The organism is Pseudoalteromonas sp. CnMc7-15, from assembly GCF_022347925.1.
In the GTDB taxonomy this organism is placed as follows: domain Bacteria; phylum Pseudomonadota; class Gammaproteobacteria; order Enterobacterales; family Alteromonadaceae; genus Pseudoalteromonas; species Pseudoalteromonas ruthenica.
On record NZ_JAKRFT010000004.1, the window covers coordinates 158556 to 183818 of the forward strand.

Here is a 25263-nt window from a genome sequence, read left to right on the forward strand (position 1 = left end):
TTAAGTTAGGATTTTGCATACAATTTTTTGCTCACTACAACAGGGATAATGTTATGAATAAGCTCCTGTGTGCCTTGCTTGCCGCTACCTGCCTGAATGCCCATGCCGACAATCGTCCTTTTGAACACCCAATGGACTTTTATCTTGGTAGCGATTATCAATTAATGGATTTAAAGACTGTCGGCACGCCCGGACAAGCAGATTTTAGCCACGTTAATTTACGCGGTGGTGTATTTATCTTTGAACAAATTGCTTTGGAGGCACAGCTGGGTGTCTACGACAATGATGACATGGTTGAGGGTACCACTTATGAGTTAAGCGCTAACCGCGCATTGTTTGTGCGTTTACTCACCCCTCGCCATCGTGGTTTTGCCTTTGATTTAGGATTAGGCTATGCCCACACCGAAGTAGATTTAACTAATCAAGCACTTAACCAAAGTATCTCTGACGATGGCTTTGCCTATTCTGCACGCATTGACTACGCCGTGAGCCCTAACTGGCATGTTGCGCTTGATTACACATCACGTGATTTGGGTAACGAAGTTGAGCTCGACAGCTACGGTTTAGGCGTGAGTTATCATTTTTAACCCCTTGTATAAAGGGCGCACTATCTTGCCTCGGGCGCTGCGTTCCTAGCATAGCCTGTTGGCGAAATTTAGGTTACATCTTGTTACCCACTTTAGATACAATTTTGATACACTGCTGTGGATCATCTCGAGAAGGAAGACACAATGAAAAAGCAACTGCTGTGCTTAGGCTTGGCGCTCGCGTGCAATTACGCTCACGCCAATGAATATTATATCGGTGCAGATTACCTGCAACTAAGCACCGATTTTGATGGCAATAGCGCCTCCCCCACAGTGAACAATATTAAGCTAGGTGCTGAACTTTACAATGGTATTTTCCTTGAGCTTCAAGGCGGAGTAAGTAGCAGCGACGACGATCTTCTAGGTGTCACCACGGACATCGACCAAAATTACAGCGCATTTTTTCGCTTTCGCTCACCGAATTACGATGGTTTTAGCGTCGATTTAGCCTTAGGTTATGCGCGTACCGAAGTGCTCTTCAGTGGCAAGCCCAGTGTCTATGATGGCTTAGAAGAATTCTCAGGCTTTGCTTGGGGAGGCAGAGTAAATTATGACCTTCCCTATAATTTTCGTATTAATGCCGATTATCAACAGCGTTATAACAAAGACGATATCCTCATTGACGCGTGGGGCGTTGGTCTGAGTTATGTTTTTTAAGGATAAAGCAATGAATAAAACTCTATTGGCAAGCAGCCTGCTTTTAAGTTTAGGCATGCTCAGTGGCTGCAGTGACAATGACAATGCCAACAGCATTAACACCGCATTCGAGAAAGAGCGCCAAAGACAATCTGGTGAACTTATTGAAAGCATTTCCATTACTGGCGGTGGCATTCGTATTGAACCTGGTGATGAGCTGCAACTCAAGGCCACGGGGGTGGACTCAAAAGGCGACTCTCGCGACATAACCAAAGAGGTGACATGGCAATCCTCACATCCTGATTTTGCGAGCATTAATGACGAGGGTAAAATCACCGCTAAAGCTCAAAGCGACACTGAACAAGGCCTAGTCACCTTCACTGCGACAACCATCAATGACGTTAGTGAAAGCATCGAAGTATCTATTAAAGACATTCAAGTAGCGAGCCTGACCTTGAGCGCAAACAGTGCCCGTGCTTATGCCTGTCAACCAAACACAATTACCACCGCCGTCACCTATGATGATGGGTATCAAGGCACCGTGGATAACAACAAGCTGACCTGGGAAGTGGCAGGCAGTGCCACGGCTTACATCAATGATTTTGGTGTTTTATATACCTCTGATAGCAGTGGTGATGATCTCCAAGTGCGCGCCTCCTACGCACAAGCAAACAGTAACCAGCTCAGTTTCACAACCGCGCCAACACAAATCACCAGCATTCGTTTTGTCGATAGCGACGAGCAGAGCTATGAGTCTTTAGACCTTGATTTAGGTGAGCGCGAAACCTTGCAAGTGCGTGGCACGCTTAACGAGCAAAGTGTTGATGTTACGCCGGGTGTGAATTGGGCTGAAAATAACAATGCTATCGCCTATATCGAAACAAACCCAAGATTCAGTGGCGCTGTATTGGCAACAGAAAAAGGGGATGGGTTGGTGTATGCGAGCTGCTCAGACTCTGTACAAGACTCCATCAGCCTGTCAGTCACTTCTGCGCAAGAAGGTGAGTTATCTGCTATTTTTATAAACGACAATAGCGAAACTATCAGCTTAAATGCAGGTGAAAGCACCGAAATACGTGTGTATGCGGATTACACTGGTTTTAGCGACAACATTAACGTCACCGATGCCAGTACGTGGATTATCAATAACAACTTGGTCACCGCTACCTTAAATAAGCGCGCAAGTGACGAAGTGTATTTGAATGTCACTGCAAAGCCGGATGTCAGCGGTGATGCGCTCATGACATTCGGGTTTCTCGAACAAGAACAAAGCGTTATTTTTGAAATTAGCAACTAACTCCTAGTCGTTAACTAAAGGCGCCCAGTTGGGCGCTTTTTTATTACCTGCTAACCCATACGTTGCACATATTCCAACGCCGTCATGCGGTGATAAGTCACCTCTGCATGTGCTACTTGCACCGGTTCAGGGTCAACAACCTCAACATCAATGCCTCTGCTTCGGGCAATCTCCAAAGCCATTTGCGTAATATTGACGCTGAACGAGGTACCAATAAACACGATTTTATCCGCTGATAGCATGCGTTGCTGAGCCTCGGTAATACCATATAGGTCGGTGTAATACTCATCAAAGAGCAGGACCAAAGGTTTGTAAGAGTGGTATAGCTGGGGCTTTTCACCGTAAATGGCAAAGGCCGCCAGCAACGAAGCATGGAGGTTCCCCTCATCAATGCTCTCCCAAGGCGCTGGGTGTGTCGTCACCGCCTCTCCTTGGTTATGAAATTCGGTCATTAAATCTAAGCGCCCGTGAATAGCGATATAATTGTTGTTCCCCGCCTTGGCATCTAAGCCATCAATATTTTGGGTGATCAGATTTTTATCGCTGAGCCAGTGATGCACATCATTCGGGCCATGATGGCGGTACGTAGCAAAACGATGATAATACCAGGCTAAAAACTCCTTGGGATTATGTTGGTACATGGCCCGAGTTGCCATTTCCATAGGCGTGTAGTGTGCGCTGCCGATGCGCCAGAACCCATCCTCACCACGAAAGGTGGGAATACCGCTGGCGGCGCTAACCCCAGCGCCGGTGATGTATAAAGTGTTACTCATGCTGATTTTACATTCGCTTTTGTTTTTGCCTGGCACAACCGACTAAGCAAGGGGCAGGTGCACACGAACTACTAAGCCACCGTGGTGGCGATTGTGTAAACTGATGTCACCATGATGCGCCTCGCAAATTTCACGACACAGCGCTAAGCCTAGCCCTGACCCCGAACTTTTAGTGGAGTAAAAGGGCACCAACGCACTGGCCATCACGGCTTCTGACATGCCTTTACCGCGATCGCGAACCAGTATTTCCTGCTGCGCCTCGCTACAATTCACCTCAACACTGATATCTGCCTCTGGAGAGCCTGATTCATGGGCATTTTTGAGCAGGTTAATAAGCAATTGCTCAAGCTGAGTATCATCGCCATAGCCCTGCTCTGGCAATTCCCCAAGCAGTGTAAAAGCCCATTGCTGCGTAAGCCCTTGCATCATATTGTGCCAGCTGAAATGTTTCATTTGCGGTTGTGGTAATTTAGCGAACCGCCCATACCCTTGAACAAACTCACCGAGTTTACCGATTCGCTCGTCAATCGTTGTAAATACCCGCGCTAAACGGGTGTCTTCAATGCCTTGTGCCAACAACTGCCCAGAGTGCAACATGGATGATACCGGCGCGAGGGAGTTATTGAGTTCGTGGCTAATTACTCGGATCACCTTTTTCCACACTTGCACTTCTTGGCGTGAGATCTCCCGTGTCATGGGCTTAAGTATATACAAGGTATGAGCTTGATTGTTGAGCAAGAAGTGCCCGGTGGCTAAGTGCCATGTTTGCCGCTGCTCATGTTGCTGCTCAACACTAAATAAGCCCTCTTTCCCTGCCTGCAAAGCTTGCGCTAACCCGTTTGGCATGCGCGCAAACAATACCGATAATTGCTCACCCTCAACGCGTAAATCGGCAAACAACAAGCTCCTAGCGCTGTGGTTACTGTACACCACTTGCTGTTTGTCATTCACTAACAACAGCGCTTGCGGCGAGCTATGCAGAACCTTATCGAGCATCAATTCTCTTTGGTATATCCATTGCCGCTCCTGATGTAATTTGCTCGCGGTTTCATTGTAAAGCCGACACAAATCGCCCAGCTCATCATTTTTGTTATAAGCCAAAGAGGTGGAAAAATCCCCATCCTTAAAGTTCAACAACCCCGACTCTATAGCCTGGAGCCCTTTCACTCTGGGTGTGACCACATAATGTATAAACATGGCTTGCAGCGCGCCAAGCACGACGGCTAAGAGCAACGCCTGCAACACCGATAACAACCCTAGTAATACCCCAGCTACAACCGGCGCACAAACAAACAAGCTCAGCCATGAGCTCAGCTGCCAGGTAAGGCGACTGGTGGGTGAAGTTAACAGGGCCATTAGTATTCAATACCAAATTTCTGCATACGCCGATACAACGCTTGTCGCGATAAACCAAAATCCCGTGCCACTTTGGCCACCACGCCTTGATGAAGACGCATAGAGTGTTCAATGTCCTGCTTCGAGGGCTCATGTTTTTGCACCTGTGCTTGTTCAGCACTTTGCAAAGCAAAATCATCTGCCTGTAATTCACCTTGCGGCTTAAGCACCGCTATACGCTTACAGGCGTTTTCCAACTCGCGTACGTTTCCCGGCCAACTATGATGACGCAGCGCCTGCTCGGCATGAGGACTCAGCTCTCGTCCTGGCAAAAAGTGCGCAATTAGAGCTGGGATATCATCTTGGCGTTGGCACAAAGGTGGCACCGCTAATTCAATGACATTGAGGCGATAATATAAGTCTTCGCGAAAACGCCCTTGTTGAATATCACTGCGCAGGTCTGCATTGGTCGCAGAGATCACCCGCACCGAGACCTTACGGGTTTGCGTGGAGCCAACGCGTTCAAATTCACCACTTTGCAGCACACGCAACAATTTCATTTGCCCATCGAGTGATAGGTTACCTATTTCATCAAGGAACAAGGTGCCCCCATCAGCGGCTTCAAAGCGTCCTATGCGTGTGGTTTTGGCTCCGGTAAATGCGCCGGCTTCAGCGCCAAATAATTCCGCTTCAATTAAGTCGCTAGGCAGTGCTCCTGCATTCACTTTAATAAAGGGCTGTGCTTTGAGTACAGAGTTACGGTGCACAATCTCAGCGATGCCTTCTTTACCACTGCCATTCGCTCCCGTGATAAGCACAGGCACATCAGCATGGGCCACCTGCAACGCCATATCCACAACCCGCTGCATTGCAGCACTGGCAAATACCAACCCGGCTAAATCAGCGCCAGCATGAGCTTGGCTGCGCTCTTGGGCTTGGCGTTTAAAGGTTGCATTCTCACTGGCGGCTTCGCCCAGCGCGACAAGGTTTTCGATGGTCGTTAACAGCTTTTGGTCATCCCAAGGCTTACCAATGTAGTCGGCTGCGCCGGCTTTGACTAATTCCACTGCGGTACTGAGCTCGGTCCAAGCGGTGATCAAGACCACTGGAAGGTGTGGGTTGATTTCTCGTAACTGATAAAACAGCGCTCTGCCCTCCTCACCTGAGGTGGTATCAGCACTGAAGTTCATATCCTGTAAAACTAAAGCAATGCGTTGATAGCGAACGATATGCAGCGCCTCGGTGGGCGTTTCACAGACCACGGGATGATAACCATGAATCTCCAGTAGCAGCGACAATGCTTCCAACACTGCGGTGTTATCGTCAACGATGAGTATCTTTTTCATATTATCCATAATGTGGCGGCGCACCTATCGGCGCCGCTTGTTATTGTTATTGTAATTATATAGACCGCGTAGCGATGCTGGGTTCGATATTGGCGGCTCGCTGAGCCGGCGCCCAAGCGGCAATCAAACTCATTATGAGCATAAAAGTGGCACTCGCCAAGACAAAAGTCCACGATAGACTGGGCAGAGAAAAGACAGTCATAAGCTGCTGCCCTAATAACATGGCCAGACCCGCTCCAAGAACAATACCGACACTGGCAACCAATGCATTCTCGACCAAGAAGTAACGAACAATGGCCGAGCGTCTTGCACCTAAGGCGCGACGCGTACCGATTTGTTTAGTGCGTTTGGAGATATTAAACAGCGTTAAGCCAAAAATACCTAGCGCAGTAACCAGTACTAGGACCACAATTAACACGATCAGCATACGCATGACCAGCCTATCACGCGCCATATAAGCGGCTTTGCTTTCATCTAATCCCTCAATACGATAGATCACGCGCTGAGATTCGTTGTTAAGTAACAGCTCTTCGATTTGTGCCATTACCTGTGCACGCTTATGGGGCTCGGTGCGGACTATGAACTCGGCTCGCGAGTCGGCGTAATTAAACGGGAAGAAGATCACATTGGCCGGGCGACTATCATCAAGCCACGGGCCTTTAATGGTATCGATAACCCCGATTATTTTCAGTGCGCCTTGCCCTTGATAAACGGTTTTCCCAAGCGCAGGCTCATCGGGAAACATCTCCTCGGCCAAATCTTTGGTGACAATGGCTGTGGTTGGCAAATTGTCGCGATTATCACTGTGCACGACTTCATCAGCACGGAAGTTACGCCCAGCAATTAATGTGGCACCTAGGGTATTGAGGGCGCTGTCGCTGGTAAGCTGATACGCTGCACGCACACCACGGCCCATCTCTGGCGGTGGCGAAGTGTGCATACTGCTCGAGTCACCACTGCCGGACAGTGGCACCCAGTTAGTCATCGCCACATCAACCACACCATCGAGAGAGCGGATCGCCTGTTCATCCAAAGCGTATTGCTGAACCAGGTTGATATCAGGGTCAAAGTTATTCACTCGAAAACTAAAAATAGCCGACTCGTCATAGCCAGTAGGTTGATTCAAATAGGCGAGACGGTCGCTTATCATAAACGCCGCGTTACTGACGATAGCCAAGGTGATGGCTACCTGTACCAGTAGTAACACAGCACCAATTTTTGAGCGCAGTAATGCGTTTATCATGGGTTTTAATTCTGACATGCTCTAGCTCCTACTGCGTTTTCAGATAATAAGCGGGGTTGGTTCGACACACCTGCCAAGCCGGTAACAAGCCAGCGACGACACACGCGATAATGGCAATGACTGGCCCACTGATAAGCATGAACGCGTCCATGGTAGCCAAGTCACTGTAGGCGCTGTAACTTTCTCGCACGCCCCAGAGGCTCAACTGTGCCAGAAAAATACCGAGCACACCGCCTAAGCTGCCAAGCAAGGCAACCTCGACCAAATGCTGCATAAATACTTGTGTTTTGCTCGCCCCCAAGGCTCGGCGCACACCCACTTCCGGTGCCCTACGCATAAACTTAGCGAGCAGTAGACCGAGGATATTCGCCAAGCAAACAGCCAAGAACATAAAGCTTAATAACACTAAAATTTTATTGTCTTCGCTGACGACCTTGTTGTACGTCATCCACTGATTAACATCGCGCAAGGAAAACTTCGGATGCTCTCGCGTGAACCGCCCCAGTTGCTTTTGCTGGTCGATATAATTGCGCAAATAGTCGCTGTATTGCTGCTTTTGCTCATCATTATCGAGCTCGACCCAATATTGCAGCCAATAAATCTCCGAATTCAATTTATCTTGATAGCTTTTGATCTCTTCGCGTTTCCAACCGTTGGAGTTCCCCCATGAGGGCAATTCCAGCTCACGAATTAAAGAGAACGGCACAAAAATGCGTTCTGGCTTGCGAAACGCGCCATTATTCAAATCGTAAAATTTGATATGACGCGTGATTGGCGCAACGACCCCCACCACTTCAAACACATGATTGTCGAGGTATAAGGTTTTTCCCACTGGACTTTGCTGGCCGTAAAGTTCTTCGCTCAAGCTACGCTCAATGACCACCTGTTTCATTGCGTCTTTGTCCGCCTGCTCGCGCCATGCTCCACCATGCACAAACTGGGCGTTAAACATGCTGAAAAAGTCGCGACTCGTCGCTCTTGCCCCCATCAGTTGTGGCTTGGTACGCGCATCTCCAAGGTGTACGGCAAAACCTGTGCGCAACATTGGCGCTTGCGCTTTCGCTGCACGGTCTTGGTATAGATTTTCTGCATCTGGGAAAGACAGTTGATAAGGCAAATCATCGCTGGTCCACCAGCCGTCGCCATCGTCCATAGACTGCAATTGCACGGCAAACAGTTGTTTACTTTTTGCCGGAATAGGGTCGGCGCTCATCATGTGATACACCGATAAAGTCGTCATCGTTACACCGATGCCAATGGCGATAGCCAACACCATCAAGGTGCTCACCATGGGGGTACGCTTGAGCGAACGCCAACTTAAATCAATATAGTGCCAAAACATCATTAGCCCCCTACAGCCTGTTGAGCAATATCGCCGGCACTGCTTGCGCTATTAGGTCGGCCTTGATACAGACTAAAATCAGCAAGTTGGCCATCGACGACCTGAATATTACGCGGCGCTCGGCGTGCCAACTCCGGATCATGAGTAACCATAACAATGGTCGCCCCTTCACGGTTAATATCTTCAAGAATTTCCATGACCTGACGCGCCATTAAACTATCGAGGTTTCCGGTTGGTTCATCGGCAAGTAGAAAGCGCGGTTCGCCGGCCAACGCCCGAGCGATCGCGACACGCTGTTGTTGTCCCCCAGAGAGCTGTTGTGGCAGGTGTTTGGCGCGAGCACCGAGGCCTACCAGCTCAAGACATCGCTCAATGCGCTTTTTACGCTCTGCGGCTTTGATACCGCGATATCGCAATGGCACTTCCACATTTTCATACAAGTTCAAATCTGGGATAAGGTTAAATCCTTGGAAAATAAAGCCAATTTTTTGGTTTCGCAAATCAGCTCGTTGATTGTCGTTCAAACCACCCACATCCACACCGTCGAGCTGATACTGACCGCTAGAGAATGGCTCTAACATCCCGGCAATGTTTAAAAACGTGGTTTTACCGCTGCCGCTCGGCCCAGTGACAGCTATAAATTCACCCTGCTCAACCTTAAGGTTGAAATCCCGTAGGGCGTGGGTTTGCACCATATCCGTTTGGTATACCTTGTTAATATTATTCATTTTAATCATTTTTATATCCTTTTTTATAAATGCTTAACGTAGCAATACTCGTTGCGCTTGGTTAAATACATCGTAACTGGACACCACGAGTTCATCGCCTTGCTGTGCCCCTGCGGTGAGCTCGACCGCCGCCATACTGCTCGCCCCTGTTTGAATTTGAATTCGTTCAGCCACGTCGCCATTGACGCGATAGGCCACAAAGCCGCCTTGATTCATAAATGCCCCACGGCGCACCATCAATACATCTTCACGGTTTTCTAGGAGAATGCGTGCCGATATCCGTTGGTTTTGACGAATACGCAAACCCTCACGCTGGGTAAAACGCACTCGGGCGCTCACTTGGCGATCTTTCACTTCAGGAGAGATAGACACCAGCTCACCCACCAGCTGCTCAGAGCCAATACTGAGTTCGACCTCAAGGCCTAAGCCAAGCTCATTGGCGTAGCTTTCAGGTACCTGTAATTCGGCCTCAAAAGCGCTTAAATCAACCAACGTCATCAGAGCCTGGCTCGGAGCCACAGCTGCTTGCTGTTGGACAAAGTGGTTACCCACCACCCCGCTGACCGGCGCAACAATCGCTAACTCGCGCACTTTGCGACTGATGTCATCAACAACAAGCTGCTGCCTGGTGACATCGCTGTGTGCTGACTTTAATTCGAATGCTAAGGTGTCTTCGCCAATTTGAACTTCTTGCTGAGCATGTTTATAGGCCAATTTGGCACGCGCTAATTCATCTTGTGCCTGTTCCATATCAATTTGGCTGATAAGATTGTCTTTAATAGAGATAAGCGCTCGACGATGCTCACGTTTAGCCGCATCTAAAGTCACTTTGGCCATATCCAGCGTGCGCATAAGTGCGAGTTTATCGCGGCGCACCTGTAATTCTTTGCGCGAAAGCTCATCTTCTAAACGCTGAAGCTCAGACTGCTGTTGTTTTAAGTTGTTGGCCAGCTCGGGGCTTTTAACTCGCGCCACGACCTGCCCCACGGCAATGGTATCGCCGGGGTTGACTAGCAGTTCCACATAGCCCTGTGTTGGGCTATATACTTGCGGAGCATTGGCCGCGACGATAAACCCTGTGGTAGCGATATCGCGAACCAAGTTACCCCGCTCGACGGTGGCAATTTTGATACTCTCACGGGCAATGGAATGGCTGGTATTAGACTGGGGACTAGCAAAGGTATAGAGCGCTGCAGCGATGACTAATATGCTGATAAGACCAATCAATAAGGGTTTGTATGAGCGCTGGCGCTCTTTCACAACAGTGTCCTGTGCTTGGGTATCACGGATCATGACTGCGCCTCCCCGACCAACAGGCAGTTACTGTGTAACCAGGTGCTGATAAGTGCCGCCGCAAGCACCAATAATGGAGAGGTAAAAAAAACAAATAAAGTTAATAGCATAACAACTTCCCTTAGTACGTATGAGTACAGGGTTACGAAAACCATGCCAACTTAGAAAGAAAGCTTAACTAATTGTTTTGTATATACTTTTAATATAATTCTTGAGAGTCTAAGGTGTCCGCGGACAATGAAAGTGTCCGCTGCGGACACTTTCTTAACTTCATTAGCAATATGCTTGCCTTGAACTACTGCTTAAGTATCAGTCACCTACCTTGTTAACTAGGTATTTTATTCTATGCTCAAAAGGCACCCTTAATCGGTAACAGTAAGGAAATCAACATGAAGAAAACGTTATTAGGGCTGTCTATTGCAGCCGCACTGGTTAGCTTGCCCAGCTTTGCTGAGGTAAGAATAAATGGTTTCGCCTCTATTGTCGGTGGTCAAACTCTGGATGATGACGATACGCTCTATGGATATGATAACGACTTTAATATGGAGCAAGAGAGCAAGTTCGCCTTGCAGGTGTCAGCCGATTTGCAAGAGCGCCTAAGCGCCACCGCACAGGTTATTGCGCGTGGAGAGAACGACTTTGATGCTGAGTTTGAATGGGCCTACCTCACTTACGAAATATCTGACAATTCACAGCTCAGCGCCGGGAAAATGCGCATTCCTTTTTATCGCTATTCAGACTTTTTAGATGTGGGTTACGCCTATCGTTGGGTGCGCCCGCCACAGTCTGTTTATAACCTCAGTTTCACCACCTACGAAGGGTTAAGTTACCTCCATAACAGCACGCTAGGTGACTGGGATAGTGCGTTGCAGTTGATGTACGGTGCCGTAAATGACGATATTGTCGCCGTTACCAATAACGATGCAGCTGAACTTAACGATACTTTGGGCGTAAACTGGACACTATCGAGAGATTGGTTCACCGCGCGGGTTGCGTACTTTATGAGTGAAGCCAGCATTGATGTAAGCAACAGTGCACAATTAACTTCGCTACTAAATGGCTTAGATGGTTATGGACTGAGTGAGCAACGCCAAGACCTAGAAATTGAAGAGGATGATGCCTACTTCGCAGCCATTGGCTTTGGTGTTGATTACAATAACTTCTTATTTGATGCTGAGTATACCCAGTTTGAGGTAGAAGACAGCATATTGGCAAAACAGCGCCAGTACTATGCCTCGGTGGGTTATCGTATCGATGACTGGACAGTGCATTTTACCTATGAAAACAACGACGACGAAAATGACAGTTCCGAGTTGAACACGATACCCGCACAGATTCAAACACCTAACGGCCCTATCAATGTGTCGACTAACCCGAGTGACCCAAATGCGCCGTTGCTGCGAGATGTAACTAACTTTGCCTTACTCTCTCAGCGGGCAGAATCCAATACCTACACTATAGGCGCACGCTATAATTTCCATCCATCGGCGGCATTTAAAATTGATGTGAGTCGATTCGAAGACGATATTACCAATACCGAAGTAGATCTTGTATCTATGGGTGTAGACTTAGTGTTCTAAGGGGAAAAACATGTTAAAAAAAGTAGCAGCAGTTTCGCTTTTAGTATTCACGCAAGGGGTGTGGGCTGATATTGCCGTAGTTGTTCACCCTAGTAATGGTGCAAGTCTAGATCAAAATGCGATCAAGAAGCTTTATCTCGGTAAATCTAAGTCTTTCCCTGATGGCAATAGCGCCACAGCGGTGAATCAAGATGGCACACCCGCCTTTGATGAGTTTAACGATAAGGTGGTAGGCAAATCGAGTTCACAACTTAACGCCTACTGGTCTAAACTAGTGTTCACAGGTAAAGGAACGCCACCGGACAAGTTAGCGAACGATCAAGCGGTGATTGATTTTGTGGCAGCCAACCCAGGGGCAATAGGGTACGTTAGTGCCGCAAGTGCCAGCGACAAGGTGAAAGTGGTCGCCACCTTCTAAATCAAATAAACCTGAACCGAGCCTGCCAGATTGGATAAGTGGAACCTAGTCCAATCTGGCAGTGTTTTAAGTGTCTATGGCGAGTGCTAAGGCCTAAGTAACAGAATAAAACTATGTAGGGTGAGCTCATCCCACTACTTTTTATTTCCGGTGAATTGCTTGCCACGTGCAAGCACTAATAATGCCTGCAATGTGATTTTGGCAAATTTTGAACAGTATCAATAGAGTAAACAAACTTTAATAAATAAGCTTCATCATCTTGTAAAGGCGAATAACAAGTCGTTTTAATTTCCCCCGTGCTGTCACCATATATAACTTCGTATGGATAACTGCTAACACATACACTTTCTAGTTCACCCAAACCTGCATTGCCCTCAAAAATATCCTGTTGAGCTAAACGAAAAAGTTGCAATTTTTCACTTGTAGTAAGCGATAAAACAACTTCTATACTGTCTTGGCCTTCCAAACACAATAAACGTTTAAAGACTCCACTACGAGTATCGTAAGAGTCTGTTCCTATTCTAAACGATGAAAACTCGGCATCATTGGCTAGAGAAGCAAAACTCAATAAAGAAGTTATCAAAATTAGGAATATTCTCACGGCCACCCTGCTCCTAAATCACAAAGCTAGCGGATATTGAACTAGTGGCATCATCGCGAAGCACGGTTGCATTACTGCACCTGCGACCGAAGTGAGTGAGGTAAACTCTTTATTATTTGAACTTGCCGCAACATCAATCTTTGTCATGCCCCAAATCCATATAAGCAATTAGGTAACCGTATTGTTTATCGGTGAGCTGCCCTTTTTTGTACATTGACTTCGCTAGGTCAAAACTCCAGTTTTGACCTGTCGGTGGTGCGGGAATAGATAGGTTTAGATTTAGCAGATTCGTATTGACGACTGTATTTCCAAGTTGAGCAGCCTGTTTGGCACAGTAACTTAGAATGTACTCTACTGCGTATTTATCTACACTGGGTTGCCACGTGTATTCAGTTTCGCACCCGTACTTCGTTTCGCCTTCCGGGGTGACATATTCCAACCTGCCTGTCGTGCAGCCAATGAGCAAAAAAATAGCAAGTGCAGAAATTAAAAACTTCATTTTAATTCAAATATCCCTGTTAAAGTAACATCCAAATAAAAGGCACAAACATGGCGGCTATAATCGAAACGAAGTGACACTGCCGCCATGTTGTTCCCAGCGAGCCCGCGAGCGACTTAATTTTTTGTTATACGCCTTGCTTGGCAGATACAGGATTGCCGTTACCGTTAAAAGTTCTTAAGAAGAAGTCATCATTGATATCTTTCGAATGAGTAATGCCAGAACTTTTGCATACCGTTTTCAAAAGAGTAAGTAGCTTATCATCAACAACTTTATCAGAGCGTTGGCCACGTGGAACTTGGAGAATTTCCCAAAAGTTCGTCATTGCTGTCATCACCTCAGGGCAATCAGCATAGACAACAAATATTTCATTCATAGCAATGTTGAACTCATTAGAGGCAAGATTAAACCTTCCTCCAATTAGCTTCTTTGCAGTCTCAATTCGAAGTTTTCTTTTCTCAAGACGCTCATAGAACTTAAAAGAAATAAGTACGCCGAATAAGCCTGAAAGAAGTGATGCAAAGATTGTTACAAAAATAGCTTCCGATGTCATAGATTTTCCTTTGGTGTATAACAACTTATTAGCGAGACCTTGCAAGGTAAAAGACCAAGCGCCTTTAGACACGCGAGTATTACTGAAAAAATTATCGTAAATCACACAGTAAAGTAAATAGTGTCGCAGAGCAAAAGGAATGCAATGCGTTATTGACTGCGACACAGTAGGAGTCGATAACAAGTTTTGGGAGGGTTCTTTTGACTGAGGAAATGCCCTTACCAGCATTTAAAAGGCACTCCAAGACTCGCTAGCAAGTGAATATCTGCTTTTCGCTCGGTCAATGTAAAGTTCAATGACTTTTGGCTGCTGTCAAAAGCGACCATTCATTTCGTGGGCCCCAAAAGTCGGCCAAGCGCCATTAGAGATTAGTAATGCTCTGCGCCGCGCTGCAACTTGCTGTCGCATTTGAGCCGTTAATTAGCCATGAGCTTTGGGTTTTTCCAACTTCGCCGAAACACAAATAGCGGGTTAATTGGAGGCATATTTTTGCTCTATCCAATGTATTGCAATAGCGAGAGGCTCTGCTTTGTTCGTATTGTGCCCAAGCGATGGAAATAAGACATAGTCAAAAGGCTTGCCTTGAGCTTTTAGTTCATTCAATTGCTCCACACACATTTTGACTGGGACCTGTATATCTTGCTCTCCAAAGAGCCAAAGCCCTGGTATTGATAGAGAGTCTAGATAAACTTTCGGATCCGTTGCGTTAAACTCATATTTATCAGGGTCGTTTAGGGTATGTTCACGGGCATCTTCATAGCTCTGTGTTTGCCAAAAATCTTCTCTTCCATTTGTGTAGAACTGGAACCTCAGTTGCTCCAAAGTCGTGATAGTTGGGCTACTAAAGAGAACCATAAACTCTACCGATTGATTATTGAGTGCGGCAATTGGAATAATCCAGCCAGCTTGGCTGGCACCTAGCAGGCCAATGGATAAACTATTGTCATATTCACGAACCACATCTACCGCAGCACTGGCATCTTTGGCAAGCAACGTTAAATTATCAACACTGATATTATTAGTTCCAACTTGAGGCCCAACGTAAACCCCACCAGACTCACCCACCCCACGCTTGTCATAGGTCAAAACCAACAAGTTATGCTTGGCCAATGACTCAGCTAGCTTTGACATACGTGGAACAGGGTCTGAGCCGTGTACTAGAACGACCGCTGCTTGTGGGTTTTTAGGAATAAATATGCTCCCTGATAGTGGCACCCCTTCGCTGTCAAACACGATCTCTTCAACAGTGATAAGGTCACGCGAGTGCGCGCTTTCTTCGCCAAGAGCATGGCTTAGATTTCTGCTGTTTGTTGCACAACCTGACGCAAAAATGAGTAAAACTACAAGATATCCAACGTTTTTCACTTTTTATCCTTAATGGAATTGAATCAATCTTTACAGAGCAAACTTGGTGCCAAATAAAAGTGATTTAATTTCAGATGGTTAAAAACTCTGTTCCCAGATGGATTAGTCTAAATGATCGCTAATTGGATGTTTTAACCATTTATTGACTACCCTCATGGATTACTCAATGCTGGAAAGTTCACCCGTTTTGAGTGTTTCTTTTCGCTGTGAGACTAGAAATGCGCGACGACACCTCAGTAAAGGCCTAAAAAAGGGCGCCATTTAGTAGCGCCCTTACTCACTCTTTATTCACTTATTCCACTTTAAATTTGGCAGTGGCGTCCAACAGGTTGTCAGATAGATAGTGTAGGTTTTTAGCGACATCGCGCACTTCACTGAGCGCTTGCATCGTATCTTCAAAGGAGCGGTGCATTGAGGTGACATTATCAACGACCATAGTGGCCACTGAGGTCTGCTCCTCGGTGGCGGCGGCAATTTGCCCATTCATGGTGTTAATAGATAAAATCTGTTCGGAGATTTGCTCAATCGATTGCCCTGTTTGCTCGGCGGCTTGAGCATTATTACTGGCCATATCCCGTGCTGAGGTCATTGCTTTAACGGCATCATTGGCTGCTTCAGTTAACACGGTAAGCAATTCGCGAATTTCATTGGTGGATTTGGCGGTACGTGAGGCCAGCTCTCGAACCTCATCGGCGACCACCGCAAAGCCTCGACCTTGCTCGCCAGCACGAGCGGCCTCGATTGCTGCGTTCAATGCCAATAAGTTAGTTTGCTCTGCAATTGAGGTAATCACATTGAGAATCTGGGTCACGTTTTGAGTATCATCCGCCAACTTGTTAATAGTGCCTGCGGCGCGATTGATTTCCTCACTCAAGGTTTGTGATTCACTCACGGATACGCGGATTTGGTCTTTGCTCTGTGCCACCTCTTGCTCGGCAAGTTGCGCTGCGTCGGATGCTTGCGAAGCAGAATGAGAAATATCGCCCACACTCTGGCGCATCTCTTCCATCGACTGGCGGACAATTTCTGCATCACTGGTTTGCTGGTTGGTCGCAGACTCTGCTTTTTCCATGCCTTGCACCAAGCGTGTAGAATTCTCCATCAGCGGTTCAACCACATTCATCACTTCAACCACCGCTTTTTTTAGCAGAGCTATAAACTCATTAAAATTGATGGAGACTTGGCCAATTTCATCATGAGAACGCACATTGAGCGTGGTCGACAACGACCCCTGCCCCTGTGCCAACAAATGCAAATTTTGCGCGGCATCTTTTGCCGAGTTACCTATACCTCGGGCGATCACCACCGCAAGTAGCACCACAAAAATCACAGAGACCACAGCGACAATTAACATGGTTGTCATTGCCGTGCCTGAGCGGCTTTCAGTTTCGTTTATCAGCTGTAAAAAGCGCGCATTGGCACGCTCTTCGGCGTTGTTAAAGTCAGTCGTGAGGGAATTGAAAATGTCGGTTTTCTGCTTTGCGTTTTGTTGAATTTTACTAAAGTCCGCCGTGCCATCGATCATCCCCTTGGCGATGCTAGCGGCTATGTTTTTATAATCTTGTAGCCGCTTAGTGGTGTTCGCAGGCATAAAACCGCTTTGGATGTTATTTAGCTTTTCTAAATTATCCGTGATGGTTTGATAGACTTCTTCGGCTTTATCCAGCAACTCTGCATCACCAAAGGTAACTGCCTGGGTATAAAGCTCATCAACGCTGTTCAGCGCAGTGGCATTTTCTGCGGTGATGTTGAGCAAGTTGTAGGTGGAAGTCTCAAGCTCGTTGAGTGACTGCTGATTTGAGCTCATGGCGGAATAGTTGACTAACACAATCACCACAAAAGCCACCACCGCAACGCAAGTAATCGCGTGGATTTTTTTAGTAATGCTTAGGTTTGCGAACGAGAAACCCGTATTCATAGTGTACACCTCAGAAAGTAATGCTTATTAGGTATCGGCCAGCTACCTCTAAGTGTTAACCAAATTTAAGAAAATTCTAACTTTTTTTGCTTTTTCTCTCATTTTTATTGGTTCATGCAAAAAACGCCACGGCGGTGGTTGCCTGCTGAATATACAACAAAAAATTTACAAACCTTATATTTGTCTATACTCAAGGAGCACTAAGCACACAACTTAGGAAACAGGTATGAAACTCAAACTATCGTTAATTGCAGTGGCGTTGTCGTTCAGCTCGCAAAGTTTTGCGGATGTCAACGTATCGGGCTTTGTCAGCATAAATGCTGGTAAAGTGCTCAGTGGTGATGGTGTTCCACAATATGGTGTAGAGCCGACTTTCTTAGCCGACTACCCCATTGTTAGTGCTTACACCGATGAAATATCTTTCGAACCCGAGTCGCTATTCGGCCTTCAAGTGAGCGCCGACTTGATGGATGGTCTTAGCGCAACAGGGCAAATAGTGGCTCGCGGTGCTAATGATTTTGACGCTGAGTTCGAGTGGGCCTACTTGTCTTATGAGCTCAATGAGAATTGGACTTTGCAAGGAGGTAAGAAACGCCTACCGCTATTCTACTACTCGGATTTCTATGATGTTGGCTATGCCTATGTTTGGATGCGCCCCCCCGCCGACAATTACACTTGGCAAATATTCAATTACAACGGCCTTAACTTGCTATACAACGGCTATGTTGGCGACTGGTCCATCAGCGGTAATATTTATGGCGGCCGTGAAGACGATGAGAGCAACAAGCTGCTCAGCGAATTTTTCTTCCAAGAGCCAACCAGAGAAATATGGAAAGATATCATTGGCGGCGTAATTCAAGCGAGTAACGACTGGTTTGAAATACGGGCTACACACATGCGTTATACCAATGAGCGTTATCGCAGTGGCAATATCGTTGTTTGGGAAGATGGGGATACCGAACGCGACGGTAAGTTCTATGGTCTCGCCTTGAACCTCGACTTTGGCGACGCCTTTGTATTAACAGAGCTTAACCGCCTCGATCTCGATGGCAACCTCGATACCTACATGGTCAGCGCGGGCTATCGCTTTGATGGCATCACACCCTATGTGAGTTACTCTGAATTTGATCAAGAAGGCGATGGCGATACCGAGCAGCACAACACCACATCGGTGGGTGTAAGGTGGGACTTCCACCCGTCCGCTGCATTTAAAGTGCAATTCGATAAAGTTGAAGATGATTCTTTTGACTTAGCGGTTGCGGGTGACAGTGAGTCGATCACCATCGGTGTTGACGCGGTATTCTAAATGAGGAGCACAATTATGTATAAGATCGCATTTTTGTTCACGCTATTGAGCTCATCAGTCGCTCTGGCTGATGTGGCCGTTATCGTTCACCCCAGTAATGGCAGTGATATCAATAAAGACACGGTGGAGCGTATCTTTATTGGCAAAGAGAAATCGTTCTCCAATGGCAATAAAGCAATTCCCATTAGCCAAGCCAGCGGAGCCACCGCCGATGAATTTAACCAAAAAGCACTGAATAAGTCCTCAGGACAACTCAAGGCTTATTGGTCAAAGCTCGTGTTTACAGGAAAGGGCACACCGCCTAAAGAGGTGGATAACGATGCTGAAGTGATTCAGTTAGTCAGCTCAAACCCCGATACCATCGGCTTTGTTGATGCTGGCAGCGTCACAGATGCTGTTAAAGTGGTCACCACTTTCTAACGAATATTCTAAGCGGTAGATATAACAACGGGGCGTTTTTCGCCCCGTTTTCATTGCTCATATTGTTACTTAGTCGTCTTCTATTTTATCCAACCCTTTGGTATCTTCTCGCGCTTTTAAATCGTGGTGAATAGCCGATTTGATAAGCATATAACCTGTGATGGGGGCGGTGATCAGCAAAAATATAGAAATAAGAATCTCTTTGATGTTTACTTCACCGTTGGTAACACTAAAGTAAACATTGGCGGCAATAAGTAGCGATGCCATCCCTAAGGTGGTGGCCTTCGTTGGGCCATGTAAACGCATAAAGAAATCCGGCATTTTTACCAGACCAATAGAACCAATTAAAATAAACGCGCCGCCTGCAAGTAAGAACGCGGCAATTATCCACTCAAACATACCCTCTCCTACTCAATGATATCGCCACGTAGTAAATATTTACATACTGCGACAGTGCTGACAAAACCAAGCATGGCAATAAGCAGCGCAGCTTCAAAGTAAATCTGTGTTTGCATACCGATACCATACAAAATAATCAACGCGATGGTATTAATGTACATAGTATCGAGTGCCAAGATACGATCTGGGATAGAAGGGCCGACAATTAAGCGCCACAAATTGAGCACCAGTGACACGCCAATCATCGCAAACACGATAAGTAAAACATGTTCTAACATTGAAAAATCTCCTTCAACGGCGCTTCGTAACGGCTTTTAATGGAGTTAATCAGCTCCTGTTCGTCTCCCATATCAAGCACATGGATCAGCAAGAAGCGTTGTTCAGGCTCTTGTCCTTGTGGCAGAGACTCTGGAATCGGATACACCTCAGCACTGACCGTGCCGGGAGTTAATGACACAGTGCTCGCAAGCATGGTGATAGGTAAATCATGTTTCAAATCTAACGGCACTTTAATAAACCCAGGACGCAAACGCTTGCTTGGCCCCAGTATTTTTATCGCTACTTCAACATTCGCAGTGATAATGTCCCACAGCACGATAAGCAGCTGCTTAAATGCCAAGCCGGGGCGCAATATTAACGGCTGAGGCTTGCGAAATGGCGCGATAGACAACGGAATAACAATAGCCAGTACCGCCCCTAAAATTAAATGGCCCGGCGATACGCTGTTGTTAAGCAACAGCCAAACCGCAAACAATAATATGGTGCGAAACGGGGTGGGTAACCACTTATATTTTGCTTGTAAACGCATTTATTGCCCCTTAGCCAACGCAAAAACAGTATCAACTGCGACTTGAGTATTATGCAATGTTGCTGCTGCATGCTGGCTCACTTCGGTCAGTGGTGCAGCGAACACTGTCATTAATACTGGCACTGCAAGCATCAATAGCACCGCGAAGCTTCGGCGTTTGCCAGCGTATACGGCATCTTCAAATTGTTCATCTTGCTGTGGGTTGTCATGCCAAAATAGGCTCGTTCCAGCTCGCGACAAAGCCACAAGGGTTGCCAAACTGACAATCAGGTATATGGGCCAGAACACCCAGGCAACTTTGCTTTCCCAAGCCGCATCCAGTAACCATAATTTAGCGATAAAGCCAGAAAGTGGTGGCAAACCGGCCAAGGCAATGGCGCACAGCACAAAGCAGATACCGAGTAGCTTAGGCTCGGCAACACTGCGGCTATTCACCAGCCTATCTTGCACTTTACCACGCTGTAAGCCAATCAAGTCCGCGACTAAGAACATTGCCGCACAGCCTACTGTTGAGTGCAATAAATAATAGATTGCCACAGCTGTGGCCTGCTCATTATTCAGAGCCACCATAGCCACTAAGGTGCCCACCGAAACAATGACTAAATTTGCCGTTAGCCGACGTAAATCTTCCGAAGCTAAAACGCCAACAGCCCCAACCACTAAGGTGACCAGCGCTAGAGGCCATAACCAAGTGGTGGCCATACCGCTGAGCTCGCCGGCATTATCACCGAAGATCATAGTAAACACGCGCATCATGGCGTAAATACCAACCTTGGTCATAACCGCAAATTGCGCTGCTACCGCAGGCATTGCACGGCTATAAGTTGCCGCTAACCACAAATGTAATGGCAATAAGGCGGCCTTTAGAGCGAAGACAATAAGCAGCAACAAACCACCTATTTTAGCCAAGTAAATATCATCGCCCTGTAGCTGAGCTACTTTAGTGGCTAGATCCGCCATATTCAGCGTACCGAGTACCCCATAAAGAATCCCTAAGGCAATGAGGAAGATACTCGAGCCCACCAAGTTAAGCACCACGTAGTGAAGCGCGGCTTTGGTGGTCTGTTTATCCGTTTTATGCATTAGCAATGCATAGGAAGCAATCAGTAGCACTTCAAAAAAGACGAACAGGTTAAATAAATCCCCGGTTAAGAAGGCACCATTCACACCCATAAGCAAGAAGTGTGTAAGGGGATGATAGAAGCTGCCTTTTTTGTCATCACCGCGACTGGCGTAAATGGTGGTAACCAAGGTTAGGAAGCTTGTTAGGATAGTCAGTAGCACCGCCAACGGATCGGCGTATAAAACGATACCAAAGGGTGGCTGCCAAGTACCAATAGCATACACAATCGGGCCGCCTTGCAGCAGTTGCTGCAATAACACCGTGCTCGCTATTAACGTAAGCAGTGCCATAAACATCGCCGTCCAGCGGCGAATAATGAGGTTTTTACCACAAGGCGGGAGCAGTAAAATGATCCCCGCAAGTAAAGGCAGTAGGATAGGTAAAGTGATCAAATGCTGCATCAACTATGACCCCTTTTTCGAGCGTGGTTGACCATCCACGTGGTCATTACCTAAATCCGCGCGACCACGAATAGCCAAGATCACCACAAACGCGGTCATCGCAAAACCAATCACTATGGCGGTCAATACTAACGCTTGGGGTAGCGGATCGGCATACCCTGCAGACTGACCCAACACCGGCGCCTTATTGATTTGTAGACGCCCTGAGGAGAACAAAAATAGGTTCACCGCGTAAGAGAGCATGGTAAGCCCGAGCACCACTGGGAAAGTGCGCGCTCGTAAAATAAGATACACTCCGCAGGCCACTAATAGACCTACACAGCTTGCATATAAGAGTTCCATTAGAGGTTGACCTTTTCTTTCGGTGTTTCTGCTGTCAATTTACCTAGGCTTGCCAAAATCATCAAAGTGGCACCTACCACAGTGAGATAGACCCCTAGGTCGAAAATCATTGCGCTGGCAAGCTCAGTTTTGCCCACCAACGGAATATCAAAATAATCAAACCAGCTAGTTAGGAAGTTACGCCCAAACAGCCAGCTTCCCATGCCTGTCAGTGTGGCAATGGCTAACCCGGAGGCAATCACCTTGCGGTAATTGATATCCATGCGCGCACGTATCCAATTCGAACCATTGGCCATGTACTGCAAGATAAAGGCGATAGAAGTGACCAAGCCGGCGATGAAGCCACCACCCGGTAAGTTGTGACCACGCAAGAAAATATACACGGACACCATAATGGCCAGCGGCAGCAAACTTTGCGAGATACTCGCCAGCAATAGCGGGTGACGTTCGCGAGCCCAAGGGCGCCCTTCACTGTCTGATGCCGGCATAAACAGTGGCAGATTAAGTAATAACTTGTAGATACCCAACGCTGCGATACCCAGTACAGTAATTTCACCAAGAGTATCAAAGCCACGGAAGTCTACGAGAATAACGTTTACAACGTTGGTACCGCCGCCACCGGTTTTGGCATTGGCAACAAAGAATTGCGAGATGCTCTCGTGGGGGCGTGTGAGCACCGCATAACAAATACTGCCGATAACGATACCAATGGCACTACTGATCCCTAAATCTCGCAAGATTCGAATTGAGCTTGATTCCTTTGGCGTACGTTGCGGTAAGAAAAATAGCGCTAACATCAATAGCATCACCGTGACTACTTCCACAGTAAGCTGAGTGAGCGCCAAGTCAGGCGCAGAAAAACGACTGAAGGCCACTGAGGTCATCAACCCCACCACCGAAATCATGATGAGGGCCACCATACGCGAGCGGTGCCATACCAAGGTGGCAAGCGCGCCAATCATGAGTAAGGCTGCGCCAATGGCATTATGAGCATCAATATCGCTCAGGCCTTTAGACCCAGCCAGCGTATGCATTTCAAATAATGGCAGACCGGCAAGAACCAGTGCCGAGAGCAATAAAATAAAGACATAGCGCTGCAAAGAGCCATTCTCTATACGCAGAACTTGCTCACGTGACCACGTCATCACCTGTTGGATACCGGCGTCGAATGCCCTTTTTGCATTAACACTGGGTAGCGAGGCTTGGAACTGGAATAAATATTTGCGTTGAGAATAGATAAACAAACCACCGGCTACTGCTACCGCACTCATAAATAGCGGTAGGTTGAAACCGTGCCAAATAGCCAGTTTGTAATCCGGTGCATCACCGGCTAAAACTGCATTGGAAGCGACCGATAAAATAGGGTCCACTACAAAGGCTGGGAACAAACCGACGAGCACACACATCGCAACCAACACTTCAATGGGCACGCGCATATAACGCGGCGCTTCATGGGGATCCTTTGGTAGGTCTTTGGGCTCACCATTGAAAAATACATCGTGAATAAAACGCGCCGAATAAGCCACTGACAACGCCCCGGCTACCGTCGCCAACACTGGAATTAACCATGACATAGACCCCAGCATTTGCTGGTGTAAGGTCTCAGCAAAGAACATCTCTTTTGATAAGAAGCCGTTCAGAAGCGGCACACCGGCCATGGACGCCGCCGCCACCATCGCTAAGGTCGCAGTATAGGGCATATAGCGCCACATACCGTTTAGTTTACGCATATCTCGGGTGCCGGTTTCATGATCGATAATCCCGGTGGCCATAAACAGTGATGCTTTAAAAATAGCATGATTAATAATGTGGAAAATCGCCGCAACTGTCGCCAGCTGCGTATCCAGGCCTAGGAGCAAGGTAATAAGGCCCAAATGACTGATGGTCGAGTATGCCAACAAGCCCTTCAAATCGTGTTTGAATAAAGCGATGTAAGCACCGACTAACAAGGTTGTCAGGCCGGTTACGCCAACAATAATGAACCATAGCTCGGTGCCTGCCAGTGCGGGATAAAAGCGGGCTAACAGGAAAATTCCGGCTTTAACCATCGTTGCCGAATGTAAGTAGGCGCTGACTGGCGTAGGTGCCGCCATCGCATGCGGCAACCAAAAGTGAAAGGGAAACTGCGCAGATTTGGTGAACGCCCCTAGCAACACCAACACCAAAATAACCGGATACCAAGACGATGACTTGATCACCTCGGCACTTTGTAGAATAACGTCAAGCTCGTAGCTGCCCACTAACTGGCCGATGAGCACTAAGCCCGCCAACAGGGCCAGACCGCCAGCGCCGGTAATAGCCAATGCCATACGTGCGCCTTTACGTGCTTCAGGTTTATGGGACCAGTAGCTGATCAATAAAAATGAGCTAATACTGGTGAGCTCCCAGAAGAACCACATTTGAATAATATTATTCGCCGTGACAATGCCTAGCATGGCTGTCATAAACAGCATTAAGTAGGCATAAAGCTTAGGCATGGAGTCATTCTCACTAAGGTAATAGCGAGCATAAAGAATAACCAGCAAACCGATACACAGGATCAGTAAGCAAAATAGCAGGGCTAACCCGTCCAGACGGAAAGACAAGTTCACGCCTAATTCAGGTATCCAGGGTAGGCTGGAATAGAGGGTCTCACCCGCCAGCACATCGGGGGCTAAACTCAGTACTAGGGCTAAGCCTAAAATGGGCATTATTGCGGTGATAATCGCACTTTGATTGCGCGATAATTTACCAGTAAAACTCGCAAGTAAACTGCCTATAAGGGATAACAGGGGTATCCACAGCAAAGTCATAGTTTGTGAACCTTTATTATGGTCGCTGAACCTTCAAACAACCTTCTTATAATCAACTCCAGCATCGGGTTTGCTTCCGTGTGCTAAGTTCCTCAACTAGGGTTAGTATAGCGCCAATTAAACATTAATAATTAGTCAGTTATACTGTTGTGCTCACT

At 47.1% G+C, this 25263-nt stretch carries 25 protein-coding genes; 7 read left to right on the forward strand and 18 right to left on the reverse strand.

What is annotated here, in order from left to right; translation table 11 throughout:
• Positions 1-53: 53 nt before the first annotated feature.
• From MHM95_RS11150 to MHM95_RS11160, 3 genes are all read left to right on the forward strand, one after another.
• Positions 54-587: a porin family protein gene (locus tag MHM95_RS11150; protein ID WP_239385297.1), complete on the forward strand. Its 534-nt coding sequence runs from the start codon at positions 54-56 to the stop codon at positions 585-587.
• A gap of 144 nt (positions 588-731) precedes the next feature.
• Positions 732-1244, forward strand: coding sequence for an outer membrane beta-barrel protein (locus tag MHM95_RS11155; protein ID WP_045978143.1), 513 nt, complete (start codon positions 732-734; stop codon positions 1242-1244).
• Positions 1245-1254: 10 nt separating this feature from the next.
• A complete protein-coding gene (locus MHM95_RS11160; RefSeq protein WP_138590857.1) occupies positions 1255-2520 on the forward strand; it encodes a hypothetical protein in 1266 nt (421 codons plus the stop codon).
• A gap of 50 nt (positions 2521-2570) precedes the next feature.
• Here MHM95_RS11160 and MHM95_RS11165 read toward each other — a convergent pair whose 3' ends face one another.
• Genes MHM95_RS11165 through MHM95_RS11195 form a run of 7 tightly spaced genes read right to left on the reverse strand, consistent with a single transcriptional unit; the run spans position 2571 to position 10580 of the window.
• Positions 2571-3293: a Sir2 family NAD-dependent protein deacetylase gene (locus MHM95_RS11165; protein WP_239385298.1), complete on the reverse strand. Its 723-nt coding sequence runs from the start codon at positions 3291-3293 to the stop codon at positions 2571-2573.
• Positions 3294-3335: 42 nt separating this feature from the next.
• Positions 3336-4649 carry an ATP-binding protein gene (locus MHM95_RS11170; protein WP_239385299.1) on the reverse strand — a complete coding sequence of 438 codons (1314 nt, stop codon included), beginning with the start codon at positions 4647-4649 and terminating at the stop codon, positions 3336-3338.
• Positions 4649-5974 (reverse strand): sigma-54 dependent transcriptional regulator, encoded by a 1326-nt coding sequence (locus MHM95_RS11175; RefSeq protein ID WP_026111208.1) that lies wholly within the window; start codon positions 5972-5974, stop codon positions 4649-4651. Before MHM95_RS11175 ends, MHM95_RS11170 begins: the two co-directional genes overlap by 1 nt.
• A gap of 55 nt (positions 5975-6029) precedes the next feature.
• A complete protein-coding gene (locus tag MHM95_RS11180; RefSeq protein ID WP_239385300.1) occupies positions 6030-7235 on the reverse strand; it encodes an FtsX-like permease family protein in 1206 nt (401 codons plus the stop codon).
• 10 nt (positions 7236-7245) lie between these two features.
• Positions 7246-8559 carry an ABC transporter permease gene (locus MHM95_RS11185; RefSeq protein WP_239385451.1) on the reverse strand — a complete coding sequence of 438 codons (1314 nt, stop codon included), beginning with the start codon at positions 8557-8559 and terminating at the stop codon, positions 7246-7248.
• Positions 8560-8561: 2 nt separating this feature from the next.
• Positions 8562-9296, reverse strand: coding sequence for an ABC transporter ATP-binding protein (locus MHM95_RS11190; RefSeq protein ID WP_239385301.1), 735 nt, complete (start codon positions 9294-9296; stop codon positions 8562-8564).
• Between the two features lie 24 nt (positions 9297-9320).
• Positions 9321-10580, reverse strand: a complete 1260-nt coding sequence (locus tag MHM95_RS11195; protein WP_239385302.1) for an HlyD family efflux transporter periplasmic adaptor subunit — start codon at positions 10578-10580, stop codon at positions 9321-9323.
• 389 nt (positions 10581-10969) lie between these two features.
• Here MHM95_RS11195 and MHM95_RS11200 point away from each other — a divergent pair, with 389 nt between their 5' ends.
• Both MHM95_RS11200 and MHM95_RS11205 read left to right on the forward strand, forming a co-directional pair.
• The gene (locus MHM95_RS11200; RefSeq protein WP_022945679.1) at positions 10970-12160 is read left to right on the forward strand and encodes a porin; all 1191 of its coding nucleotides are present in this window, start codon (positions 10970-10972) and stop codon (positions 12158-12160) included.
• 10 nt (positions 12161-12170) lie between these two features.
• Positions 12171-12578 carry a substrate-binding domain-containing protein gene (locus MHM95_RS11205; protein WP_239385303.1) on the forward strand — a complete coding sequence of 136 codons (408 nt, stop codon included), beginning with the start codon at positions 12171-12173 and terminating at the stop codon, positions 12576-12578.
• Between the two features lie 175 nt (positions 12579-12753).
• Here MHM95_RS11205 and MHM95_RS11210 read toward each other — a convergent pair whose 3' ends face one another.
• From MHM95_RS11210 to MHM95_RS11230, 5 genes are all read right to left on the reverse strand, one after another.
• Complete coding sequence (locus MHM95_RS11210) at positions 12754-13179, reverse strand: hypothetical protein (RefSeq protein WP_239385304.1); 426 nt, start codon at positions 13177-13179, stop codon at positions 12754-12756.
• A 133-nt stretch (positions 13180-13312) separates the two neighbouring features.
• Positions 13313-13678 (reverse strand): hypothetical protein, encoded by a 366-nt coding sequence (locus MHM95_RS11215; RefSeq protein WP_138588707.1) that lies wholly within the window; start codon positions 13676-13678, stop codon positions 13313-13315.
• A 127-nt stretch (positions 13679-13805) separates the two neighbouring features.
• Entirely contained in the window at positions 13806-14231 is a 426-nt protein-coding gene (locus MHM95_RS11220; RefSeq protein WP_239385305.1) for a DUF6680 family protein, read from the reverse strand.
• 471 nt (positions 14232-14702) lie between these two features.
• Positions 14703-15596 (reverse strand): alpha/beta hydrolase, encoded by an 894-nt coding sequence (locus MHM95_RS11225; protein WP_239385306.1) that lies wholly within the window; start codon positions 15594-15596, stop codon positions 14703-14705.
• 292 nt (positions 15597-15888) lie between these two features.
• Positions 15889-17514 carry a HAMP domain-containing methyl-accepting chemotaxis protein gene (locus MHM95_RS11230; protein WP_045978155.1) on the reverse strand — a complete coding sequence of 542 codons (1626 nt, stop codon included), beginning with the start codon at positions 17512-17514 and terminating at the stop codon, positions 15889-15891.
• Between the two features lie 226 nt (positions 17515-17740).
• Between MHM95_RS11230 and MHM95_RS11235 the strand changes: the two genes are divergently transcribed.
• Together MHM95_RS11235 and MHM95_RS11240 are read left to right on the forward strand one after the other, a co-directional pair.
• Positions 17741-18820 carry a porin gene (locus MHM95_RS11235; RefSeq protein WP_022945684.1) on the forward strand — a complete coding sequence of 360 codons (1080 nt, stop codon included), beginning with the start codon at positions 17741-17743 and terminating at the stop codon, positions 18818-18820.
• Between the two features lie 15 nt (positions 18821-18835).
• Positions 18836-19240 (forward strand): phosphate ABC transporter substrate-binding protein, encoded by a 405-nt coding sequence (locus MHM95_RS11240; RefSeq protein WP_022945685.1) that lies wholly within the window; start codon positions 18836-18838, stop codon positions 19238-19240.
• A gap of 69 nt (positions 19241-19309) precedes the next feature.
• Here MHM95_RS11240 and MHM95_RS11245 read toward each other — a convergent pair whose 3' ends face one another.
• Genes MHM95_RS11245 through MHM95_RS11270 form a run of 6 tightly spaced genes read right to left on the reverse strand, consistent with a single transcriptional unit; the run spans position 19310 to position 25105 of the window.
• Entirely contained in the window at positions 19310-19639 is a 330-nt protein-coding gene (locus MHM95_RS11245; RefSeq protein WP_022945686.1) for a Na+/H+ antiporter subunit G, read from the reverse strand.
• An 8-nt stretch (positions 19640-19647) separates the two neighbouring features.
• Positions 19648-19917 carry a K+/H+ antiporter subunit F gene (locus MHM95_RS11250; protein WP_022945687.1) on the reverse strand — a complete coding sequence of 90 codons (270 nt, stop codon included), beginning with the start codon at positions 19915-19917 and terminating at the stop codon, positions 19648-19650.
• Complete coding sequence (locus tag MHM95_RS11255) at positions 19911-20447, reverse strand: Na+/H+ antiporter subunit E (protein WP_022945688.1); 537 nt, start codon at positions 20445-20447, stop codon at positions 19911-19913. Before MHM95_RS11255 ends, MHM95_RS11250 begins: the two co-directional genes overlap by 7 nt.
• Positions 20448-21974 (reverse strand): monovalent cation/H+ antiporter subunit D, encoded by a 1527-nt coding sequence (locus MHM95_RS11260; RefSeq protein WP_022945689.1) that lies wholly within the window; start codon positions 21972-21974, stop codon positions 20448-20450.
• Entirely contained in the window at positions 21975-22313 is a 339-nt protein-coding gene (locus MHM95_RS11265; protein ID WP_022945690.1) for a Na+/H+ antiporter subunit C, read from the reverse strand.
• Complete coding sequence (locus MHM95_RS11270) at positions 22313-25105, reverse strand: monovalent cation/H+ antiporter subunit A (RefSeq protein WP_022945691.1); 2793 nt, start codon at positions 25103-25105, stop codon at positions 22313-22315. Before MHM95_RS11270 ends, MHM95_RS11265 begins: the two co-directional genes overlap by 1 nt.
• Between the last annotated feature and the right edge of the window lie 158 nt (positions 25106-25263).